At 61.5% G+C, this 20,104-nt stretch carries 19 protein-coding genes; 8 read left to right on the top strand and 11 right to left on the bottom strand.

The window, feature by feature from the left end; genetic code table 11:
- Positions 1 to 379: 379 nt before the first annotated feature.
- Positions 380 to 1,369, top strand: coding sequence for a phosphotransferase enzyme family protein (locus tag ADU59_RS21090; protein ID WP_068956230.1), 990 nt, complete (start codon positions 380 to 382; stop codon positions 1,367 to 1,369).
- A 10-nt stretch (positions 1,370 to 1,379) separates the two neighbouring features.
- Positions 1,380 to 2,717, top strand: coding sequence for an aspartate aminotransferase family protein (locus tag ADU59_RS21095; RefSeq protein WP_068956232.1), 1,338 nt, complete (start codon positions 1,380 to 1,382; stop codon positions 2,715 to 2,717).
- 49 nt (positions 2,718 to 2,766) lie between these two features.
- Here ADU59_RS21095 and fabG read toward each other — a convergent pair whose 3' ends face one another.
- Positions 2,767 to 3,540, bottom strand: a complete 774-nt coding sequence (fabG, locus tag ADU59_RS21100; RefSeq protein WP_068956234.1) for a 3-oxoacyl-ACP reductase FabG — start codon at positions 3,538 to 3,540, stop codon at positions 2,767 to 2,769.
- 307 nt (positions 3,541 to 3,847) lie between these two features.
- Here fabG and ADU59_RS30710 point away from each other — a divergent pair, with 307 nt between their 5' ends.
- From ADU59_RS30710 to ADU59_RS21110, 3 genes are read left to right on the top strand one after another with little or no spacing between them, the layout of a single operon-like run.
- Positions 3,848 to 3,994 carry a hypothetical protein gene (locus ADU59_RS30710; RefSeq protein WP_158515743.1) on the top strand — a complete coding sequence of 49 codons (147 nt, stop codon included), beginning with the start codon at positions 3,848 to 3,850 and terminating at the stop codon, positions 3,992 to 3,994.
- Positions 3,991 to 4,653: an adenosylcobinamide amidohydrolase gene (locus tag ADU59_RS21105; RefSeq protein ID WP_068956236.1), complete on the top strand. Its 663-nt coding sequence runs from the start codon at positions 3,991 to 3,993 to the stop codon at positions 4,651 to 4,653. The genes ADU59_RS30710 and ADU59_RS21105 overlap by 4 nt, the downstream gene beginning before the upstream one ends.
- 10 nt (positions 4,654 to 4,663) lie before the next feature.
- Entirely contained in the window at positions 4,664 to 5,425 is a 762-nt protein-coding gene (locus tag ADU59_RS21110) for a DeoR/GlpR family DNA-binding transcription regulator (protein ID WP_068956238.1), read from the top strand.
- A gap of 134 nt (positions 5,426 to 5,559) precedes the next feature.
- On the opposite strand, the gene ADU59_RS21115 is transcribed toward ADU59_RS21110, so the two are convergent.
- The 9 genes from ADU59_RS21115 to ADU59_RS21155 all read right to left on the bottom strand — a co-directional run bounded on the left by ADU59_RS21115 (position 5,560) and on the right by ADU59_RS21155 (position 14,924).
- Positions 5,560 to 6,540 (bottom strand): ABC transporter ATP-binding protein, encoded by a 981-nt coding sequence (locus tag ADU59_RS21115; RefSeq protein ID WP_068956240.1) that lies wholly within the window; start codon positions 6,538 to 6,540, stop codon positions 5,560 to 5,562.
- Complete coding sequence (locus ADU59_RS21120; protein WP_068956242.1) at positions 6,537 to 7,511, bottom strand: ABC transporter ATP-binding protein; 975 nt, start codon at positions 7,509 to 7,511, stop codon at positions 6,537 to 6,539. The genes ADU59_RS21115 and ADU59_RS21120 overlap by 4 nt, the downstream gene beginning before the upstream one ends.
- Positions 7,508 to 9,052, bottom strand: coding sequence for a gamma-glutamyltransferase family protein (locus tag ADU59_RS21125; RefSeq protein WP_068956244.1), 1,545 nt, complete (start codon positions 9,050 to 9,052; stop codon positions 7,508 to 7,510). Before ADU59_RS21125 ends, ADU59_RS21120 begins: the two co-directional genes overlap by 4 nt.
- The gene (locus ADU59_RS21130) at positions 9,045 to 9,956 is read right to left on the bottom strand and encodes a polysaccharide deacetylase family protein (RefSeq protein WP_068956246.1); all 912 of its coding nucleotides are present in this window, start codon (positions 9,954 to 9,956) and stop codon (positions 9,045 to 9,047) included. Before ADU59_RS21130 ends, ADU59_RS21125 begins: the two co-directional genes overlap by 8 nt.
- 22 nt (positions 9,957 to 9,978) lie before the next feature.
- Entirely contained in the window at positions 9,979 to 10,767 is a 789-nt protein-coding gene (locus tag ADU59_RS21135) for an SDR family NAD(P)-dependent oxidoreductase (RefSeq protein ID WP_068956248.1), read from the bottom strand.
- A gap of 8 nt (positions 10,768 to 10,775) precedes the next feature.
- Positions 10,776 to 11,639: an ABC transporter permease gene (locus ADU59_RS21140; protein WP_068956250.1), complete on the bottom strand. Its 864-nt coding sequence runs from the start codon at positions 11,637 to 11,639 to the stop codon at positions 10,776 to 10,778.
- Positions 11,639 to 12,565, bottom strand: a complete 927-nt coding sequence (locus ADU59_RS21145; protein WP_068956252.1) for an ABC transporter permease — start codon at positions 12,563 to 12,565, stop codon at positions 11,639 to 11,641. The genes ADU59_RS21140 and ADU59_RS21145 overlap by 1 nt, the downstream gene beginning before the upstream one ends.
- Positions 12,566 to 12,633: 68 nt before the next feature.
- Positions 12,634 to 14,142 carry an ABC transporter substrate-binding protein gene (locus tag ADU59_RS21150; protein WP_068956254.1) on the bottom strand — a complete coding sequence of 503 codons (1,509 nt, stop codon included), beginning with the start codon at positions 14,140 to 14,142 and terminating at the stop codon, positions 12,634 to 12,636.
- 2 nt (positions 14,143 to 14,144) lie between these two features.
- Positions 14,145 to 14,924 carry a GntR family transcriptional regulator gene (locus ADU59_RS21155; protein WP_068956256.1) on the bottom strand — a complete coding sequence of 260 codons (780 nt, stop codon included), beginning with the start codon at positions 14,922 to 14,924 and terminating at the stop codon, positions 14,145 to 14,147.
- A 405-nt stretch (positions 14,925 to 15,329) separates the two neighbouring features.
- Between ADU59_RS21155 and ADU59_RS21160 the strand changes: the two genes are divergently transcribed.
- Both ADU59_RS21160 and ADU59_RS21165 read left to right on the top strand, forming a co-directional pair.
- A complete protein-coding gene (locus ADU59_RS21160) occupies positions 15,330 to 16,835 on the top strand; it encodes an ABC transporter substrate-binding protein (RefSeq protein WP_068956258.1) in 1,506 nt (501 codons plus the stop codon).
- 81 nt (positions 16,836 to 16,916) lie between these two features.
- A complete protein-coding gene (locus ADU59_RS21165) occupies positions 16,917 to 18,128 on the top strand; it encodes a metal-dependent hydrolase family protein (RefSeq protein ID WP_068956260.1) in 1,212 nt (403 codons plus the stop codon).
- A gap of 9 nt (positions 18,129 to 18,137) precedes the next feature.
- Here the strand turns inward: ADU59_RS21165 and ADU59_RS21170 are convergent, their stop codons facing one another.
- A complete protein-coding gene (locus ADU59_RS21170; protein WP_068956262.1) occupies positions 18,138 to 19,658 on the bottom strand; it encodes a M81 family metallopeptidase in 1,521 nt (506 codons plus the stop codon).
- Between ADU59_RS21170 and ADU59_RS30715 the strand changes: the two genes are divergently transcribed.
- Entirely contained in the window at positions 19,652 to 19,999 is a 348-nt protein-coding gene (locus tag ADU59_RS30715) for a hypothetical protein (RefSeq protein ID WP_158515745.1), read from the top strand. The genes ADU59_RS21170 and ADU59_RS30715 overlap by 7 nt on opposite strands.
- Positions 20,000 to 20,104 lie beyond the last annotated feature (105 nt).

Here is a 20,104-nt window from a genome sequence, read left to right on the forward strand (position 1 = left end):
TGATTGGAATATAGGCGTTTCAATCGGTTTAAACTACGGATAATCCCTCACGCCACCTATGCACCTGACGCAGGGGTTCTGTGGCTCCTTTCAGAAAAACGCCCAAACCCGCGTCATATCTCACGCTGCACGTCCCTTTTTGATATTTGTGCCTGTCGAAGAACGGGCCACGCCTATCATCAACATGAAGCACAGCATCTCCTGCCCAGAATCCGCACAGACGGGCTCAAGCCGACTACTCCAGCTGAACGTAACCACGTGCCCCCGCTGCCCCTGTGCGCAGACGGAGTGGAACACTCACCGACACATGCGATTTATGTTGCAATCGCCACATTTTTAATGTTGGAATTCCAAAACTCTGACCAATTGGAATGATAAAGTGTTGTACGACGCAGAATTTCTCTCCAGACTCACAAACGGCGTCAAGAACCTGATGCCAATCTGGAACATTTCACTGAATGCCGACGTCACGCTTCTGACCATCTCGGAAAACGCGACCTTTCGTGTCCAGGATAAGACGCCGGGGCGGAACCTCATCGTGCGGGTCCACCGGCCTGACTATCATTCGGAATCCGAAATCCTGTCCGAGCTTGCCTGGATCGAAGCCTTGCGACGGGATGGAATCGTCGCGACACCCCAGCCGATCGCATCCCGGGATGGCAGCTTGCTGCAAAGGTTCTCCGACGGCGAAACGGTCCGTCATGCCGTCGCCTTCGAATACATGCCCGGCCGGGAGCCGGACGCTGAATCCGATCTGGCGAAATGGTATGGCATGCTCGGCGAAATCAACGCCCGTCTGCATGGCCACAGCCGCGACTGGAACCGTCCGGAAGGCTTCATCCGCAAGACCTGGAACTTCGACAGAATTCTCGGCGACGGCGCCTATTGGGGCGATTGGCGCGCCGCGCTGGGATTGACGCCCCAGGGCAAGGAAATCCTTGAGCGGACACATGCACTGCTCGAAACCCAGACCGCAGCCTATGGCTACGGCGCCGATCGCTTCGGCCTCGTTCACTGCGATATGCGCACTGCCAACCTGCTGGTCGAGGACAACCGGCTTGGCGTTATCGATTTCGACGATTGCGGCCTGTCCTGGTTCGCCTATGACTTCGCCGCCGCGATCAGCTTTATGGAACACGAGCCGTTCATTCCCGATCTCATGGCCGCCTGGCTCGAAGGCTACCGGCGCATCGCTCCGCTCGATGCCGAACACGAGGCGGCGCTGCCAATGCTCATCATGCTGCGCCGCATGCAGCTCACCGCCTGGATCGCCTCGCATGTCGAGACGCCGACGGCCCAGTCCATGGGCACCGCCTATACCGACGGAACCGTGGCGCTCGCCGCGCGCTATCTGGCCGAACACAGTTGAGGAGAATTCTATGAGCGTCGCCACCAAGGAAATTCTCGACCTCAACCGGTTCGATGCGACCCGCACCGAGGGCTTCCCGCCCGAACTGGCTGAGCGCGTCGCCAAACGCCAGGCCAGCCTCGGCGCCTCGTCCGTGCTTTTCTACGAGCAACCGATCGATATGGCCTCCGCCAAGGGCGCCTATATGTATGATGTCAGCGGGCGCAAGTATCTCGACGTCTACAACAACGTACCGTCGGTCGGCCATTGCCATCCGCGCGTGGTCGAGGCGATCGCCCGCCAGGCCGGCGAACTCAACATCCACACGCGTTATCTGAACCGCGTCGTCGAAGCCTATACGGAAAAATTGCTCTCCAAATTTCCGGAAGACTTGAGCAATGTCGTTTTGACCTGCACCGGCAGCGAGAGCAATGATCTCGCCATGCGGATCGCCCGCATCGCCACCGGCGCCGAAGGTTTCATCGTCACCGAAGCCGCCTATCACGGCAACACCGCCCTTGTGACGGAGATTTCGCCTTCCTCGCTGCGCAAGCGCAAGCCCGCCCCTTTCGTCTGCACCATCGCCGCGCCCGCCGCCCGCGACGGCATGAGCGTGGAGGCGAACTTCGCAGCCTCCATCGAGCAGGCGATTGCAGAGCTGAAGTCGCGCGGTATCGGTCTTGCAGCGTTGATCATCGACACGATCTTCTCCAGCGACGGCATCTATGCCGATCCGGCCGGTTTCCTGAAGGCAGCCACCGATGTCGTGCATCGCGCCGGCGGACTTGTGATCGCCGACGAGGTCCAGCCCGGCTTCGGCCGCACAGGAGGGGGCTTGTGGGGCTTCGAGCGCCACGGCGTGACGCCAGACATCGTCACCATGGGCAAACCCATGGGCAACGGTTTTCCGATGGGTGGCGTCGTCACCCGGCCGGAACTCCTGAAACGGTTCTGCGAGGAGACCGGCTATTTCAATACGTTCGGCGGCAATCCTGTTGCCGCGGCGGCCGGCCATGCCGTTTTGCAGGTGATCGAGGACGAGGGACTGATCGAGCGGTCCGGCACGGTCGGCAGCCATTTCAAGCGGTCTCTCCAGGCCTTGCAGGCGGCCCATCCCGAGATCGGCGACGTGCGTGGTGCCGGCCTGTTCATCGGCCTCGATTTCATCGCCCCGGAAACGGCTGAGCCGGACGCGGCGCTCGCCAGCCATGCGATCAACCAGCTCAAACAGAATGGCATCCTGATCGGCGCGGCGGGAAAATACGGCGCAACCCTGAAGATCCGGCCACCGCTCTGCTTCTCCAGCGACGATGCGGACTTCTTCACCGGCACGCTCGACACCATTCTCAAGGCGCGCCGGGGCGCCTGAGCACATCGGAAAAAGCCGGGCGCGACGATCCTGCCCGGCTTTTCTGTTTTCAGCCCATGGCTTCCAGCGCACCCAGTGATTCCGGCAGAATCTGGCCGCCATCGACGACGATCGTCTGGCCGGTGATATAGGCAGCCTCCTCCGAGGCGAAAAACAGGGCGGCATTGGCGATATCGGCCGGCGTTCCGAGACGGCGCAGCGGCACCGAGGCCTCCATGGAGGCGATATAGTCCGGCCCGTTCCCCTCAAGGCCTTCCGTCATGATATTGCCGGGCATGACCGCATTGACGGTGATCCTCTTCGGCGCAAACTCGATCGCGGCAGTGCGCATGAAGCCGAGCTGGCCGGCCTTGCTTGCCCCATAATGCGACCAGCCCGGATAACCGGTGATCGGTCCGGTGATCGACGAGGTGATGATGATGCGCCCGGAGCCCGCCCTGGTCATTGCCGGCAGCACCGCCGAGACGCTGAGGAATGTACTCCTCAGATTGGCCGAGATAACGTAATCGAAATCGGCCGCCGTCATATCGCCGAGCTTGGCGGCCGGAAAAATACCGGCATTGGCGCACAACACATCGACGCCGCCGTAGCGGGCAACAGCGGCCTCGACCATCGTCCTGCAGCCCTCTTCCGTGCTGACATCGGCGGCAAAGCCCGATGCATTGGGGCCGATCTCGGCGGCAACCGCATCGGCGTCCGCCTGTCCGCGCGAAACGACCAGGACGTTCAGCCCCGCCTCCCCGAAGCGCAACGCGATGCCCTTGCCGATTCCACGGCTGCCACCTGTGACGATAACTGTTTTTCCTTGCAGTGACTTCAACATTTCTTGCTCACTTCATTGCTCTCAACCAAGGGGCTCGGCTGCCAAATTTACCCGTTTTCTACGCGGGATCAAAACCTGATCACTTCCACGCCGGCGACTTTCGGAAAATAATACGAAGTAATTATAATATATTAGGCGAAATTCGACAGCAGGCACCGGAGGCGCGCGAGCGTCGATACGCCGACCACGCCTCCATTTTGCAACGCACAATGGCGAAGAAGTTTACTGATGTAAACAACACATTTTTACGATAGACTTCCAACATTGAAATTCGGCCGCCACCAGGCGGAAGCATGAGGACAACCGCATGAGCTGGGAGACGGTGCGACATTCCTTCTATTATCAGGACGAACTGATCGACGATCTGCAGCCCGTGCAGGAAGGAGACAACCGGGGATGGCGAGCGCCTGAGACTTGTTCCGGTTCGCCGTTCCTGACACAACTTGACCAATGAAAGCGCCCGAAATCCTCTGTGCCGACAAGACCCTTGCCGTCCGCTTCGCTGCCGAACAGGCCGTGTTGAGCTGGTCCCTGACGCGGCCAGGCTTTACCCGCGCCGCGACCGTCGCCTGGCTGGAGGCGTCCGAAGCGGACCTGCCGGTCGGCGTCGATCCGATCGCCCTGCTTCGCGATCGTCTGGCGGCGGCCGGCTACGGCGATGCCGTGCAACTGATGACATCGCGTGACGTGAGGAAACATCATCAGGCCGTGCGCCACAGCGGCGATGCGACGGCCTTCTGCCTGGCGACCGTCGGCCTCGCCAATGCCGGCCGTGTGGGCACATGCACGCCTCCGACCGGGCGTGCGGGCACGATCAATCTTGTGGTCCATATCGACCAGCCGCTCGACGAAGCCGGCCTGATCGAGGCCCTTTCGATCGCCACGGAAGCCCGCACTGCCGCCATAATGGATCTCGGCTGGATAAAGGACGGTCTGGTCGTCACGGGGACCGGCACCGATTGCATCGCGGTCGCCTGCCCCATCGCCGACAGACGCCAGACCTATGCCGGGCTTCACACTGATATCGGCGCAGCGATCGGCAATGCCGTCTACGACGCCGTGCAGGCCGGCGGCAGTGAATGGGTGGCAGAAAAACGGGCGCATTGCACATGAGCGGGGAGCGATGAAAAAACCGAAGAGCGCACGCCAGGAGCGGATCCTGACCGAACTCAACAGAGCGCCGAGCCTGCGCGTGGCGGAACTGGCCCGCCGGCTGAACGTCTCGACCGAGACCATCCGCCGCGACCTCGACGAGATGACCGAACAGGGCCTGCTCAACCGGACCTATGGCGGCGCGGTGCGCTCGCTCTCCACCGAACCCCCGGTCACCGAGCGCCACACCCTGTTCGTCTTGGAGCGCGAGCGGATCGCCAAAGCGGCCGTGCAACTCCTGAAAGGCGCCCAGGTCCTCATGATCGGCTCGGGTTCGACGACGGTTCACACCGCACGGCGGATCGCCGTGGAAATGAAAAACATCACGGTCCTCACCCATTCCTTTGGCGTGGCAACCGTGCTCGCCATCAATCCGACCATCAAAGTCGTCATGTTGCCCGGCGACTATCACGCCGCCGAGGGCGCGACGGTCGGCGCGCACACGGTCTCCTTCCTCAACGCCTTCTACGCCGACTTTGCCATCCTTGGCGCGAGTGGACTTGGCCCGGACGGCCCCTCCGACGCCCTTCTCGAATGCGGCGCGGTCTATACCGCCATGGTCGGGCGGACCGCGCACACCGTCGTCGTTGCCGACCACTCCAAGCATGACCGGCTCTTCCCCTCGCGTTACGCTCCCTGGCGCGACATCAGCCATGTCGTCACGGATCAGACGCCAGGCGACGAACTCAAGGGGAACCTGGACATCAACGGTGTGAAGCTGACGGTGTGCTGAGAAGGACAGTCTAAAAAGGTGACAACCATCTCCGGGTCATACCGACCGTGGCCCAGTCCAGACGCCCGCGACAGGCCGGGGCATCAAGGACGCTTTTCCCGTTCGAATGTGTTCGTCATCAATTGTCTTCCTTCTCAGGACCCCGCGCGGATATGGCAGGCAGCTTCCCGTCCCGCGCCGGTGGAGACCAGCGGCGGATGGGCCGCGTGGCATATGTCCGCCGCCAGGGGACAGCGCGTCACGAACTTGCAGCCCTTGGGCGGATCGGCGGGACTGGGCAAATCACCCTTCAACACGATCCGCCGGCGTTGCCGTTGCGCCACCGGATCGGGAAGCGGCACCGCCGACAGCAGGGCTTCCGTATAGGGATGGACGGGGTTGGCGAACACATCGCCTGTCCGGCCAGTCTCAACGAGATGGCCGAGATACATGACCGCCACCCTGTCGGCGAAATGCCGGACCACGGACAGATCGTGGCTGATGAACAGGTAGGACAGGCCGAAACGCTTCTGGAGATCGAGAAGCAGATTGAGAATCTGCGAGCGGATCGACACGTCGAGCGCCGACACCGGCTCATCGAGGATCAGCAGTTTTGGATTGAGCGCGAGCGCCCTGGCGATCACGATGCGCTGGCGCTGGCCGCCGGAAAAGGCATTCGGCTTGCGGCCGGCGTGCTGCGCATGCAGGCCGACGAGCCCAAGAAGTTCGGCGACACGCTCCTTGCGTTCCGCTGCGTTGCCCACCCCATGAATGGCAAGCGGTTCGGCAATGCTTTCGCCGATCGTCAGTTTTGGATTGAGAGCGGAAACCGGATCCTGAAAGACGATCTGCACATCCCGCGACAGGGCGCGCATGGCGGCGGCCTGTCCGTGAACGATCGGCTTGCCTTCGAAAAGGATGCTCCCGCCCGATGGCTTCGTCATGCCCAGAATGGCGCTGCCAAGCGTGGATTTGCCGCAGCCGGATTCCCCGACAAGCGCCACGCTTTCGCCATGGGCTATATCCAGATCGATGCCATCAACGGCTTTCACGAAACCTGTCGGTCTGCCAAGCAGCCCGCCGCGTATCGGAAAATGCACCTTGAGGTTGGACAGCGAAAGGAGCGGTTCCATCATAGCATCTCTCCGACGCGGTCCGTGTGCCAGCAGGCGGCATTGCCCTGATCAAGGCGGGCGGCAAGCGGCGGAATTGTTTCCAGACAGGGCTTGTCTGCGAGTGGACAGCGCGGGCTGAACCGGCAGCCGACCGGCCAGTGGCCGATATCCGGCACCAGTCCCTCGATTGTCGGTAGCAACGTTTTGGGCTGGCCGTCCAGACGCGGAATGGTGGAGAGAAGAAGCCGTGTATAGGGATGTTCCTGACGCGCGAAAATCGCATCGACCGGGGCTTCCTCGATCACGCGGCCGGCATACATGACGGCGACGCGGTCCGCCATGTCGGCCACCACGCCCATATCGTGGGTGATGAGAAGAATGGCCGTTCCGGTCTCGTCGCGCAGCCGTTTCATGAGGTCGAGAATCTGCGCCTGTATCGTCACGTCGAGCGCCGTGGTCGGCTCGTCGGCAATCAGCAGTTTCGGCCCGCATATCAGCGCCATGGCGATCATCGCCCGCTGGCACATGCCGCCCGAAAGCTCGAAAGGATATTGCCCGAAACGGATTTCCGCTTCCGGGATGCCCACCTCTTCGAGCATGGAAATTGCCGCCCGGCGGGCCGTCTTGCCCTCAAGGCCACGATGCACGATGAGGCTTTCCTCGATCTGCCGCCCGATCTTCATCAGCGGGTTTAGCGAGGCGACAGGCTCCTGGAAGATCATTGCCAGATCGTTACCGCGCAAATGCCTGCGCCCGGCCTCCGGCAATGTCAGCAGGTTCTTGTCGCCGAAAAGGATGCGGCCGGCATCGACCCTGGCGACCTTTGGCAAAAGCCCCATGACGGAAAAGGCCGTCATGGATTTGCCGCAGCCGGATTCGCCCACAACGGACAGGATTTCACCCTGACCGACATCGAAGCTGACGCCATCGACGACCGGCTGTCCGGCGATGGAGACCTTGAGGTCGCCTACCCTGAGGACCGGTTCGCTCATGCGCGTTCCGCCCCGACCGCCGCCAGCGGATGGTTCGGATGGGCCATTCCGACATTCTCGTTGCCGTCGCGCATCACCGCCGAGGCAATGGCAAAGCTGACGGGATAGAGCGTGTCGGCGATGATCTCCACCGGGAATTCCTCGCCCAGACGCGACGCCACATCGGGTCTTGCCTTCTCGTTGACCCGAAGTTTCACGCCGCTGGCATCGATCCGCGGTGCATGCAGGGCGTCTTCCAGCGACAGGCCGAAGGCAGCGACATAGGAGAGGATCTGCGTCACCGCCGGCATGATCTGCCGCCCGCCCGCGGCCCCAAGCGCCAGTTTCGGACGGCCGTCGGCGGTGGCGATGATCGGGCACATATTGGCCAGCGGCCGCACGCCGGGTGCGATGGAATTCGGTTGGCCGGGACGCGGATCGAACCACATCATGCCGTTGTTCATCAGCATATCCGTCGAAGGCAGCACAACTTTCGAGCCGAAGCGTGACAATAGCGTGTTGGTCAGCGAGACCATTGTTCCGTCCCGGTCCACAACGCTGATATGCGTGGTGCAGCTTTCGCCATTGCTGCCATGGCCGAGCGTCCGCAACCGATGCTCGGAGGCGCGGCGCATGGCGCGGGCGAAGGCAAGCGCGGTCTTGCCGGAGAGAGGACCGTCGACGGGAAGCGATGTATCGAGTTCCGACAGCGCGCCGACTAATGTTGGCCCGCCGGAAAGGCCGGGCATGGCGTTGATCGTCAGGCCACGATAATCGGCCTGCAACGGCGCATGCCATTGCGGTTCGTAGTCGCGCAGTTCGGAGAGGTCGATGCGCGAGCCGCCTGCCTGAAGATCGCGGACGATCAGGGCGGCAATTTCGCCTTCGTAGAAATCGCGCCCGCCCGCTTTTGCCAGCCGTTCCAGCATTGCCGCCTTGCGCGGCATGGGAATGGTGCTGCCGGGGCCGATTTCCTGCACGCGCGGCGCGCGGCCATCCTTCAGGAAGAGTGCAGACGATGCCGGAAAACGGCCAAGGCCTTCGGCATCGATGGCAAGACAGAGCACGGTGAACCAGTCCAGCGCCAGACCCTTGCGGGCATGTTCGATGGCCGGCTGCAGGGCGTCGGCGAAGCTGATCGTCCCGAAACGTTCGAGCGCTGCGACAAGACCGGCGATCGCACCGGGGACACAGATGGAACTGTAGCCGATCAGGTTGCGATCTTCGCGGACCTGCGGCCAGTCGAACCAGTCTCCGTCACGGCCGGGCAGGACGGGATAGCCGGCGGGATCGATGTTGCGCGATGAGCGCACGTTGAAATCGAGGGCATCCACCTGCCCGTCCCGCCCGTCGGCGCGCAGCAGAAAGCCGCCGCCGCCCACGCCCGAAAGCCATGGCTCGACGACACTGAGGGTCAGCGCCGTCGTCACCGCCGCATCCATGGCATTGCCGCCGCGTGACAAGACCGCAGCGCCGCTTTCCGCCGCCAGCCAGTTCTGGCAGGCGACAAGACCGCCTGCACTGCGCACTTCGCGCTTCCGGACCACCCAGTGCTCACCCATGATCCTGCCCGAACCTCCGCTTGCCGATGGCGTCAGGCACCGTGCCGTCAACCGCAAAGCGGCCGGCATTCACCGATCCGGCATGATGGGCGGCGATTTCGGCGGCGGTTGCGATCCAGGTGCCATTTTCGGCGGTGATCGTGTCCAGCAGTTCCTCCAGCAAGGCGATGCGCTGGGCACGGCCGGAAATCCAGTCGTGGACCGTCAGCGTGAACAGACCGCCAAAACGGTGCAAAGCGCGCCATTCGGAAATCCAGTCCTGCAGGACCGCGCGTCCCGACTGGTAGGGCCATTTGTCCCGCCCGCCCCCTTCGAACTTGAAGAAGATGGCATCGTCAATCGCCCATTGCACCGGTATCTCGACCACACCGTCGATCTCATAGGGATGATCGAAACCGGAGAGCGAGGAATCATAGGCAAGCTCCAGCCGCCGGACCTCGCGCAGCATATGCGGTGTCATTTCCCAGGCGGGTGAGCGGAATCCAACCGGCTTCGCCCCCGTCTGCCTGATGAAAAACGCGATACTGGCTTCGAGTGCTCCGGTGAATTCCTCGTCGGAAACCTCGGAGACGATTTCATGGAAATAGCCGTGCAGCCCGATCTCATGCCCGCCTTCCAGAATGGCGTCGAGGATTTCAGGACTGGTTTCGGCAGTCAGCGCAGGCACATAGAAGCTCGCCTTGGCGCCATAGCGGGCAAAGAGGTCCAGCAGGCGGTAAAGCCCGGTCCGGGGGCCGAAACGGCGGATTTCCAGCGTACCGAGACGATCGGGAATATGATCCTTGTGCGCCCACATGAAGGGCACATGCGCATCGACATCGATCGAGAGCAGCACTGCCGATTGTTTGTTTTCCGGCCATTCATAGGAAGGCCACGGAGATTTTACGTGCAGGGGCGGAGACATGGAACCTCGCTTTGCGAACGCTTCAAAGCGCCTTTTTCTTGGCCTGGAACACGACCTGGGAGCCGATGGAATTGCCGCCATCGACCGTCAGCGTCGCGCCGGTCATGTAGGAGCCGCTGGACGATGTGACGAAAAGCACCGCCGAGGCGACATCGGGAGCCGACGACGTTCTGCCCAGCGGAATGGATGCGGTCACGGTATCGATATGCTCCTGCGCCAATGTGCTGACATCGCTTCCGGCGACGAAGCCCGGCTCCACGGCATTGACGCGGATGCCGTATTCGGCGAGTTCCAGCGCAAAGCCCTTGGTCAGGCGGTCGAGCGCGGTCTTCGAGGTGCAGTAGGGAACGACCGTCGTGCGCATCTTGCGGGCAGCACCTGACGAGATATTGACGATGGAGCCTGCCTTGCCGGCCGCGATCATCTGCTTTGCGAAGAGTTGCGACAGCAGGAAGGGGGCGCGCAGATTGACGCCCATAATGTCGTCCCAATCGTCGATCGAGATATCGAGCAGGAAGCCCGAGGGATAAATGCCCGCATTGTTGACCAGGATATCGGGTGCGCCCCACATCTCTGCGACCTTATCGGCGAGAGCCGCGATGGACCCGGCATCCGTCAGGTCCGCGGCGATTGCCAGATGGCCTGCCCCTGAAAGCGTTGCGCGCTTCGCCTCAAGTTTGCCGGCGTCACGGTCTGTCAGGCACAGTTGCGCGCCCTCGCAGGCAAAGGCCTCGGCAATCCAGCCGCCGATAATGCCGCTGGCGCCGGTGACAATGACCTTCCTGCCTTTGAATTCATTTTCGAAATTCATAAAAACTCCTATCGTGCACGCGGGTCGAGGCGGTCGCGGAGATGATCGCCAATCAGATTGATGGAAAGAACCAGTAGGAACAGCGCCAGACCGGGAAAGGTGGCGATCCACCAGGCCGTGCCAACGTAATTGCGCCCGGTGGACAGCATTGCGCCCCAGCTCGATGTCGGTGGCTGGACGCCGAGGCCGAGGAATGAAAGCCCGGCCTCGAACAGCACCATCAGGCCAAATTCCAGCGTGGCGACGACGATCAGGCCGCCGGCGATGTTCGGAAGAATATGTCGCCACAGCAGCCTGAACCATCCGGCACCCATGAAGCGCGACAGGCGCACATAGGGCATATTGGCCACCGACAGCGTTTGTCCGTAGGCGACGCGCGCATAACGCGGCCAGCGGGTGAAGGCCAGAACGATGACGACATTGGAGAGGCTCGGGCCGAGCACGGCAACGGTAATGATCGCCAGCAAAATCGCCGGCACCGACAGCACGATGTCGACCAGCCGCATGATGATGGTTTCGACCCAGCCGCGATAGAAAGCGGCGATCATGCCAAGCACGCTTCCGAAGATGCCCGAGAGGATCACGGAGGCAAACGCCACCAGAAGCGAGACCTGCGCGCCATAGATCGTCCGGCTCAGAACATCGCGGCCCAGCTCATCCGAGCCGAGATAATAGACGATGCCCCGGCTCTGGAAACCGGGTGCCTTGAGGCGGGCCAGAAGGTTCTGGGCATTGGGGTCGAGCGGTGTGACCAGCGGCGCGAAGACCGCCATCAGCACCAGACCGGCAAGGATGGCCGCAAAGAGCAAAACGGCCCATGGAATACCCCGCGAACGAGGCGTTGCGCGGGGCGCGGAGGAAACGGCTGCCATCAGGCGCCCCCCTCGATCCGTATGCGCGGATCGATGATGCTGTAGAGCAGATCGGCGACAAGATTGAGAAGGATGGCAGTGACGGCTCCAAGCAGCACAACACCCTGCACCAGCATGAAATCGCGGGCGCTGATGGCCTGAACGGTCAGTTGCCCCAGCCCCGGCCAGGCAAACACCGTCTCGACAATCACCGCGCCCGCCAGCAGATTGGCGATCTCAAGGGCGGCAACCGTTACGACCGGAATAGCGGCGTTGCGCAGCAGATGGCGCATAACGATGCGGATCATCGGCAGGCCCTTGGCGTGGCCGGTGCGCACGTAATCCTTTTCAAGCTCGTCCAGAACGGCGGTGCGCGCCACGCGTGCGAATGTCGCCATCGACAGCAGCCCGAGGGCGATGGAGGGCATGATGAGGCTTGGCCAATCACGCGCGCCGGATGGCGGTAACCAGCCGAGCCAGACGGCAAACACCATGATCATCAGGATGGCGCTCCAGAAGGTCGGCATGGACTGGCCCGCCAGAACCACGGCCATCATCGCCTTGGCCTCAACCGTTCCACGGCGCACAGCCATGGCGACACCCAGCGGTATGCCGACACCGAAAGCCACCACCAGCGCGCCGCCCGCAAGCATCAGCGTATAGGGAAGACGGCTGGCGATCAGGGTCCAGACAGGCACGTTCTGGACATAGGAGCGCCCGAGATCGAAGGTCAGCAGACCCCGGAGATACTCGACATACTGGACCATCAACGGGCGATCGAAGCCGAGCGACACGCGCATGGCTTCGATATCCGCTTTGGTGGCATTTTCCGGCACGAGCAAAAGCACGGGATCTCCCGCAAGCCGCTGCAGAAAGAAGATCAGGGTCATCACGCCGACGATGGCGATGAAGGCCTGCAAGGCGCGCCTGAGGAAGAATGCCGTCAAGACTGCAATCCACTTCGTTGTTTACGGAAGAACCGGCCCCGCAAGGAGGCCGATTCGATGGAACGGGATCAGTCGGCCCACTTCATCCGGTTCAAAAACAGGCTCTCATTCGCCGTCGGCTGCCACTGAAGATTTTTCGCGGCACCGTAAATGATCGCGGCCTGGTAGATCGGCACCAGCGGGACGTCTTCAGCGACGAACGTGCTGACGGTTTTGTAGTCTTCCAGACGCTTTTTCTCGTCCAGCGTATTGCGGGCGTCTTCCAGCAGCTTGTCGATCTTCGGGTCGGAGACATTTGCCCACGCGCTGGAGGAATGCAGCAGCGAGAACAGCACGCCATCCACATCCTGGCAGGCGCAGGACCAGCGGCCGAAGGAGATCAGCGGCTGGCTGGCCGGCGCGCTCTGCACCTTCTTCAGGTAGGTCGCCATATCCGTCATTTCGATATTCACGGTCAGGCCCGTGTCGCTGATCATCTGGGCCACGGCCTGAACGATGCGCTGGTCGAAGGTCGGAGCGGTGGCGAAAGCGATCGGCTTGCCGGCCGCTCCGGCTTCCGTCACCAGACGCTTGGCCTCGGCGGGGTCGTATTGATACCCCTTCAGGCCGTCCACGTAACCGAAATGGGCGGATGTCGCCATCTGGTCCAGCGGCCTGTCGACGCCACCGAGCAGGCCGTTGACGATGGCGTCCTTGTCGATGGAACGCGCAATCGCTTCACGCACGCGCTTGTCGTTGAAGGGCGGCAGATTGGGGTTGAGCTTCACGTAACCGATACGCTCGGTCAGCACCGAGAGAGGCTTCGCGGCCGCCGATGTCTTGAGCTGCTCGGCAAGATCGGCATCCAGCCCGACGACGAGATCGCTGGCTCCGGCCTCAAGATTGGCAATGCGGGTTGCGGCGTCAGGCACAGCCCGGAATTCCACCGTGGGGAACGCGCCCTTTTCACCCCAATAATCATCGTTGCGCGCCAACGAGACCGAAACGCCACGCTGCCAGCCGGTGAATTTATACGGGCCGGAGCCGACCGGCGCGGCATTGAAGCCATCGTTGCCCTCGGCCTCCACGGCATGCTGCGGCACGATGGAAAGCTTGACCAGCTGGGCCAGGAGCACCGGATAGGCGCCATCCGTTTTCAGCGTCACCTCATGCTCGCCGGTCGCTTCGGCAGAGAGGATCTTGTTGAACTGGCCAAGCTGCGGGCTGGCGAACGTCTTGTCGATAATGCGATTGACGCTGAAGGCGACGTCTTTTGCCGTCAGCGGCGTGCCGTCATGGAACTTGACGTCGCTGCGGATCTTGAAAACCACCTCGCTGTCGGAGAGATATTTCCATTCGGTGGCGATCTGCGGCGCAATCGCGCCTGCATCGTCGCGCGTCACCAGATTGTCGAAGATGTTGCGATAGACATAGTAGCTGTCCGGATTCCACTGCTTGTGCGGATCGAGCGACGAAGGCTCGTTCACGAGATCGACCACAAGCTGATCCTTCGCCAGGGCTGGCACAAGAGCGAGCGGCGAACAGGCCAGAAGCAGGCCTGCCAGGGAGGAACGGATCGAACGGCTGACGATCAACATCGTTATAAAGTCCTTATTCTACCAATCGGTGGCTGAGGTCGCGGAGTGCGGCCCGGTTTATCGTTTTTTGCGGAACGACGAGCGGACTTGCCGCCAACCATCGCTTCCGATTCCAGAAAGCGGTCGAGAAGATAGGTTTCGAGCGCCGTATTGGCGGCGGCGAGATGTTCGAGTGCATCAGCCTTGCGCCCCTCGACAATGGCATCCACCAGCCACGAGCGGTTTGCCGGAACGAGCTTGATGCGCCCGGTCCCCTCGAAGAAATTCACAAGACGGACCGAACGGTCCCAGAGATCCGAAAGCCAGCCGGAAACGATCGGCATCCCCAGCCTGCCCGCCAGAAGCTCCAGCATGTCGCGCTCGCAACGGCGAATGGTCGGGATCAAGTCGCCGCCAAGCTCCTGCCGCTGCGTCAGTGCCATATGCATTTCCGCCAGCGCCTTCAGGCGTTGCTTGTAGGCGTCCTCGAGCACGGCAGAGCACAACAGCGGCTCGAGATGACGCCGCGCCGCGCTTAACTCGCGGATTTCATTCGCCGAGATGGGGGCGACCTCCCAGCCGCTGCGCGCACTGGACGACACAAGCCCGCTCGCCTTCAACCGCGCCAGGGCAGCGCGCACAGCACCGCGCCCGAGCGCAAACTCCTCAGCCAGCGCCGCCTCGGACAAACGCTCTCCGGGAGCGAGAACGCAACCCACGATCGCGCTCCTCAGCGCCCTTTCCGCCAGCTCTGCCTTGCCTTCCGGGGGAACGGGAGATGCGTATGCATCATTGTCCAACATTTCCAGTTAACCTTTCAGATTTGAATTCTGACATCTCATATCGGATAGAGAAAGGATAAATATTCTTTTCACGAAACCCGAACAGAAGAAATTATCTCATAAACAGTATGCGAAAGGAATGAAAAGAAATTGGCGACACATAATTGTAAACAAACAATTTTTCCATGAACCTGGAAAATAGAATGACTTTCCCCGCACGCGCTGTGTTTTGGAACAAGGGACAATTGCGGAGGCTCAACGAGCATGCCAGAATGCATAAATGATATCGTAAAAAATAAAACTGAGATGTCAATATTGCAATGCTGATTTCGGGCGAAATTCGCTCTGGAAGCCTGCTGGTCAGCCTGTCGTCAGGGACCCGGCACATTTGTTGGAACCGCCAATTATCGGAAGAGAGATAGCCCCATGCGCCTGAAAAATCTTGTCCTTGCCGCCATGCTCGCGGCTTCATCGCTCGTCGCAGTTCCCTCATTGGCCGCTGCCAAGGATCTGCTGGTCGTCGATTTCATCGCCGAACCGAGTTCGCTCGATCCGCATGTCCAGTGGAATACCGACAGCTTCAATGTCTACCGCAACATTTTCGACAATCTACTCACCCGCGATGACAAGGGAGAAATTGCGCCGCAGATCGCCACCGAATGGAAATATCTGTCCGATACTGAAGTCGAATTCAAAATTCGCAGCGATGTGAAGTTTCACGATGGCAAGCCGCTGACGGCGGAGGACGTGGCGTTCAGCGTCAAGCGTATCACCGACAAGGCGTTCGCCAGCCCGCAGATCGGCCAGTTCAACCAGATCAGCGATGCCGTTGCCAAGGACGCAACCACCGTCATTCTGACAACGAAGGGGCCGTACCCGGTTCTGCTCGCACAGCTCACCAAGCTTTCCATCGTGCCGAAGCACGTGGTCGAAGCGGTGACCAAGGATGAGTTCAACCTCAATCCTGTCGGCAGCGGCCCTTACAAGTTTGAAAAATGGAATCGCGGCGTCGAAGTCATCGTTGCGCGCAATGACGACTACTGGGGCAAAAAGGGCGTCTTTCCGAAGGTCGCCTTCCGCGCCGTTCCGGATGGCTCCACCCGTATCGCCAACCTGCAGGCAGGAGCCACCGATCTCGCCAGCAACATGAACAATGACCTGGCAGCGCAGATCGAAGGTTCCGGTGGCAGCAAGGTGTTGCCGGTTCGCGGTGAGCGCCTCGCCTTCTTCAGCCTCAACGTCAACAAGCCACCGCTGAACGACAAGCGCGTGCGTCTGGCCATCGCCCACGCCATTGACAAGCAGGGCATTGTCGAGGGCATTCTCGGCGGCTTCGATGCACCTCTCGACGAGCTGACTTCCCCGGTTTCGTTCGGTTATGTCGAGGGCATCAAGGCACCGGAATTCAATCCGGAAAAGGCAAAGGAGATCCTCGCGGAAGTCGGGGAATCGGCGAAAACCGAGTTCTCGCTGCTGACCACGCCGACCTACGACCAGCGCGTCGTGCAGGCCATCCAGCAGATGCTCACCGATGTCGGCCTGAATGTGACGATCCAGAGCACCGACATGGGCAACTGGATGCAGCAGATGCAGTCCGGGCCTGAAACCATTCCGGCCAGCTCCTTCGGACGCTGGAGCTGCGGTTGCCAGGATGCCGACGGCACGCTCTATCCGCTGCTGCACTCCTCCAGCAGCTGGTCGAACATCAAGGACGAGCGCATCGACAAGGCGCTGGACGAGGCGCGTGCGACCATCGATCCGGCAAAGCGGCTTGCGCTTTACAAGACGGTCCACGAAATCGTCGCGGAGGAAAACTACATCATCCCGCTTTACCAGGCGTCGGTGATTTACGGCGCGGCGAAGGATGTCGAATTCTCGCCCCTGCCGAACGAGAACCTGTTCCTCAACCGCATCGGCTGGTCCGGCAAGTAACATCGGAAAACCCATTGAGGCCGGGCGCTTGTCGCCCGGTTTTCGTCGTTTTCGACACAGGAATAAACAGAGGACCAGTCCGTGATTACCATTCTTGAAAATGCCAATGTCGTCGATGTGGAGTCCGGCACGATCCACGCCGACCGCCACCTGATACTGGAAGACGGAACCATCCGGGAGATTGCCGAGGGCAAGGCTCCAACGCTGGACGCGCAACGCATCGCCGTCGACGGCGGCTTCGTCATCCCAGGCTTGATCGACGCCCATGTGCATGTCACGGCCTACACCGCCAATCTCGGCGAACTTCCCCGGCAGTCTCCAATGTATGTCGCGGCCCGCACTGCCCAGGTGCTCAAGGGCATGCTCGGACGTGGCTTCACGACGGTTCGCGATGTCGGCGGTGCGGACTTCGGCATTGCCCAGGCCGTCGAAGAGGGATTGATCCCCGGCCCCCGGATTCTCTATGGCGGTAAGGCGCTCTCAGCCAGCGGCGGCCATGGCGACCATCGCTCGATGGGCATGGACCGCACCGATGAGACCTATGCGCAGGTCAGCCTTGGCCGGCGTTGCGATGGTGTCGATGCCGTACGGCTTGCAGCGCGCGATGAAATCCGCCGTGGCGCGCATCACATCAAGATCATGGCCAATGGCGGCATATCATCGCCGACGGACCGCATCACATCCGATCAGTTTTCCGAAGCGGAAATCGCCGCGATCGTCGATGAAGCCAACATGGCCGATCTCTATGTCGTTTCCCACACCTATACGGCCCGGTCCGTGGCCAGAGCCGTGCGCAACGGTGTGCGCTCCATTGAACATGGCAACCTGCTGGATGAGGAAACCGTCGCCCTGATGAAGGCGGCGGGCAGCTATCTGACGCCGACCCTCTCCTGCTTCCGCGCGCTTGCCGAAGTCGGAGCCGAGAGCGGCTTTCCGAAGGACAGGATGGACAAGATACGGCTCGTTCTGGATTCCGGCATTCGCGCTGTCGAGCTTGCCCATCGCGCCGGCGTGCCGATGGCTTACGGCACGGATCTCATCGGGCCGATGCATGCGCGCCAGCTTCACGAATTCGCGCTGCGTTCCGAGGTCGTGCCGCCGGCCGATCTACTTCGGGCCGCGACCAGTACCGCGGCAAAACTCGTCCGGCTCGAAAACGAGATTGGCCATGTCAGGGAAAATTACCGCGCCGACCTCAATGTGCTGACAGCCAATCCGCTGGACAAGGGCGTTCTGGACGGTTTCGCCGCCCATCTTCGCCTCGTGATCAAGGGCGGCATCGTCCAGAACTGATGCCCCATCTCAACCGGAGCGGAAGGCGATCTGGCATTCCGCCTCCACCTGCCGCTGCCATTCGGCATGGTCGAGACTGGCCAGCGGCAGGATGCGCTTTGCACGTTTGGTGAAGGTAAAGTTGCGCGCATCGGTCGAGGCATAACCGCCGCTATCCACCACGAACACCCCCTGTTCGGCCAGCGGCGTGAAGGATGTGCGGAAGTGGTTGCTGGATTTGACGTGGATGATCGCCTTGCTCTCCAGATCGATCCCCTGGCTACGGAACGCCTGGGTATCGTAGGCCTGGATACGCTCGGTGACGATGGCGATGTGTCCGGCCGCGCCGACGCGCAGCACTGCGCCCAGGCCACCCTCAAGCAGTTCTCCGAAAAGATTAGCGCCCTCGTTGCGATAACACACCTCATCGACACGCTCGATGAGGGCATCGGCGATAAACGGCGTGCCGTCCTGCATGCGCCCCATGGGAACGCGTCCGCGATTGCCAACACCGATGGATTGGGCGGCCAGCACCGCGTCGCCATCGACCATGAACCCCGCTGCAAAAGGCAGGTTCTGGGCAGCGAGTGCTGCAAAGATATCCGCGACATTGGCAACCCCGCCGGAGCCGGGATTGTCGCCCGCATCGCCGATCACCACGCGGCCTTTCGCGGCACGGGCAAAAATATCCGGCGCAGCCTCTGTGAAGGAGGGTGCCGAACGGACCATCGCCTCACGCCGCTGCCATACGGCATCGGCCATATCGCGATAGGCTTGGCGCATGGCATCCTCGTCGGTGCCGGTGATCAGCACGGAGCTGCCCACCTCTTCGGAATCGACATAGGGAAAGCCGCCCATCACCACGACATCGGCGAGCCCCGCGCGTTTTTCCACCGCGTCGGACAGAGCGACAAGCTCCGAGAAAGGGGCGGAATAGCTGGTCTGTGCGCTCATGGGCGCCGCCAGGGGCAGCCGGAAACGGCGCGTGCGCCATGCCACAGGATCGAGCGCCAGCTGCATCAGCTTCTTGCCGCGCGCATGCGTATCGGCATGCGGATAGAGCTTTCCGCCGATGATGACATCGACGACATAAGGCAGTTGCGGCTCGACATTGGCGTGAAAATCCAGCGGCACGGCAATGTGCACGCCAGGCCCGACGATGTCGCGCACCTTGCGCGCCAGATCGGTTTCCGGCGTGGCAACCCCTTCAACGGCAAGGGCGCCGTGCAGAAGCAGGGCCACGACGTCAACCGGGCCGCTTGCGGCAATGTCCTTCAGCGACTGAATGATTTCGACAACCAGCCGGTGGTAGCTTGCGCTCTCGAGCGTGCCGCCCGGAAGGCAGCCGGTGCAGACACCGTAGGCAATCTCGTAACCCGCCTCGTCCAGTGCTTGCGTCACGCCGCCCAACCAATTGCTGGTCGAGCCGAACTCGCGCCTGACATCCTCACCTGAAAAATACTGGGCCGACAGAAACCCGTCATAATTTGCCTTGACCGGCGTGAAGGCATTGGCTTCGTGGAAAAGCTGGATGACGGCGGCGCGTGGCATTCCTGTGTCCTTTTGACTGGCTAAACTGGTCAGCGCTTCGAGCATTGCTGCAGGTTTCATCGCCGCAAAACGGCTGCCGCAGGCACAATGATGCGGAAAAGCCCATTTCATCCGCGATGAAAACTGCAAATGCCCGCCTGCCCGAACGAAACCGCGAAGATCGAACTGCGCTGGGCAAGGGTCTTATAAAGCGAACTCGCCATACCAGTCACGGTCAGCGGCAGCAATCCTTCTGCCTTACGCGCCGCACATCAGGTCAATCTCCGATAAACCCGATGCCGTTGCCAATGCCGGCGGGTTCGAAGCGGGTTGCCGATACGGCGCTCATCCATATTGAATGAGGATTTGGGTGTGGCATACTTGATGAGAACGCCCCGCAACCGGGTTGGAGATATGTTACTGCCACGGCCCCGTGAAGCAAGCTTCCGCGAGAGGTCGCCGTTCCG

This window comes from Pararhizobium polonicum, assembly GCF_001687365.1.
Lineage (GTDB): Bacteria > Pseudomonadota > Alphaproteobacteria > Rhizobiales > Rhizobiaceae > Pararhizobium > Pararhizobium polonicum.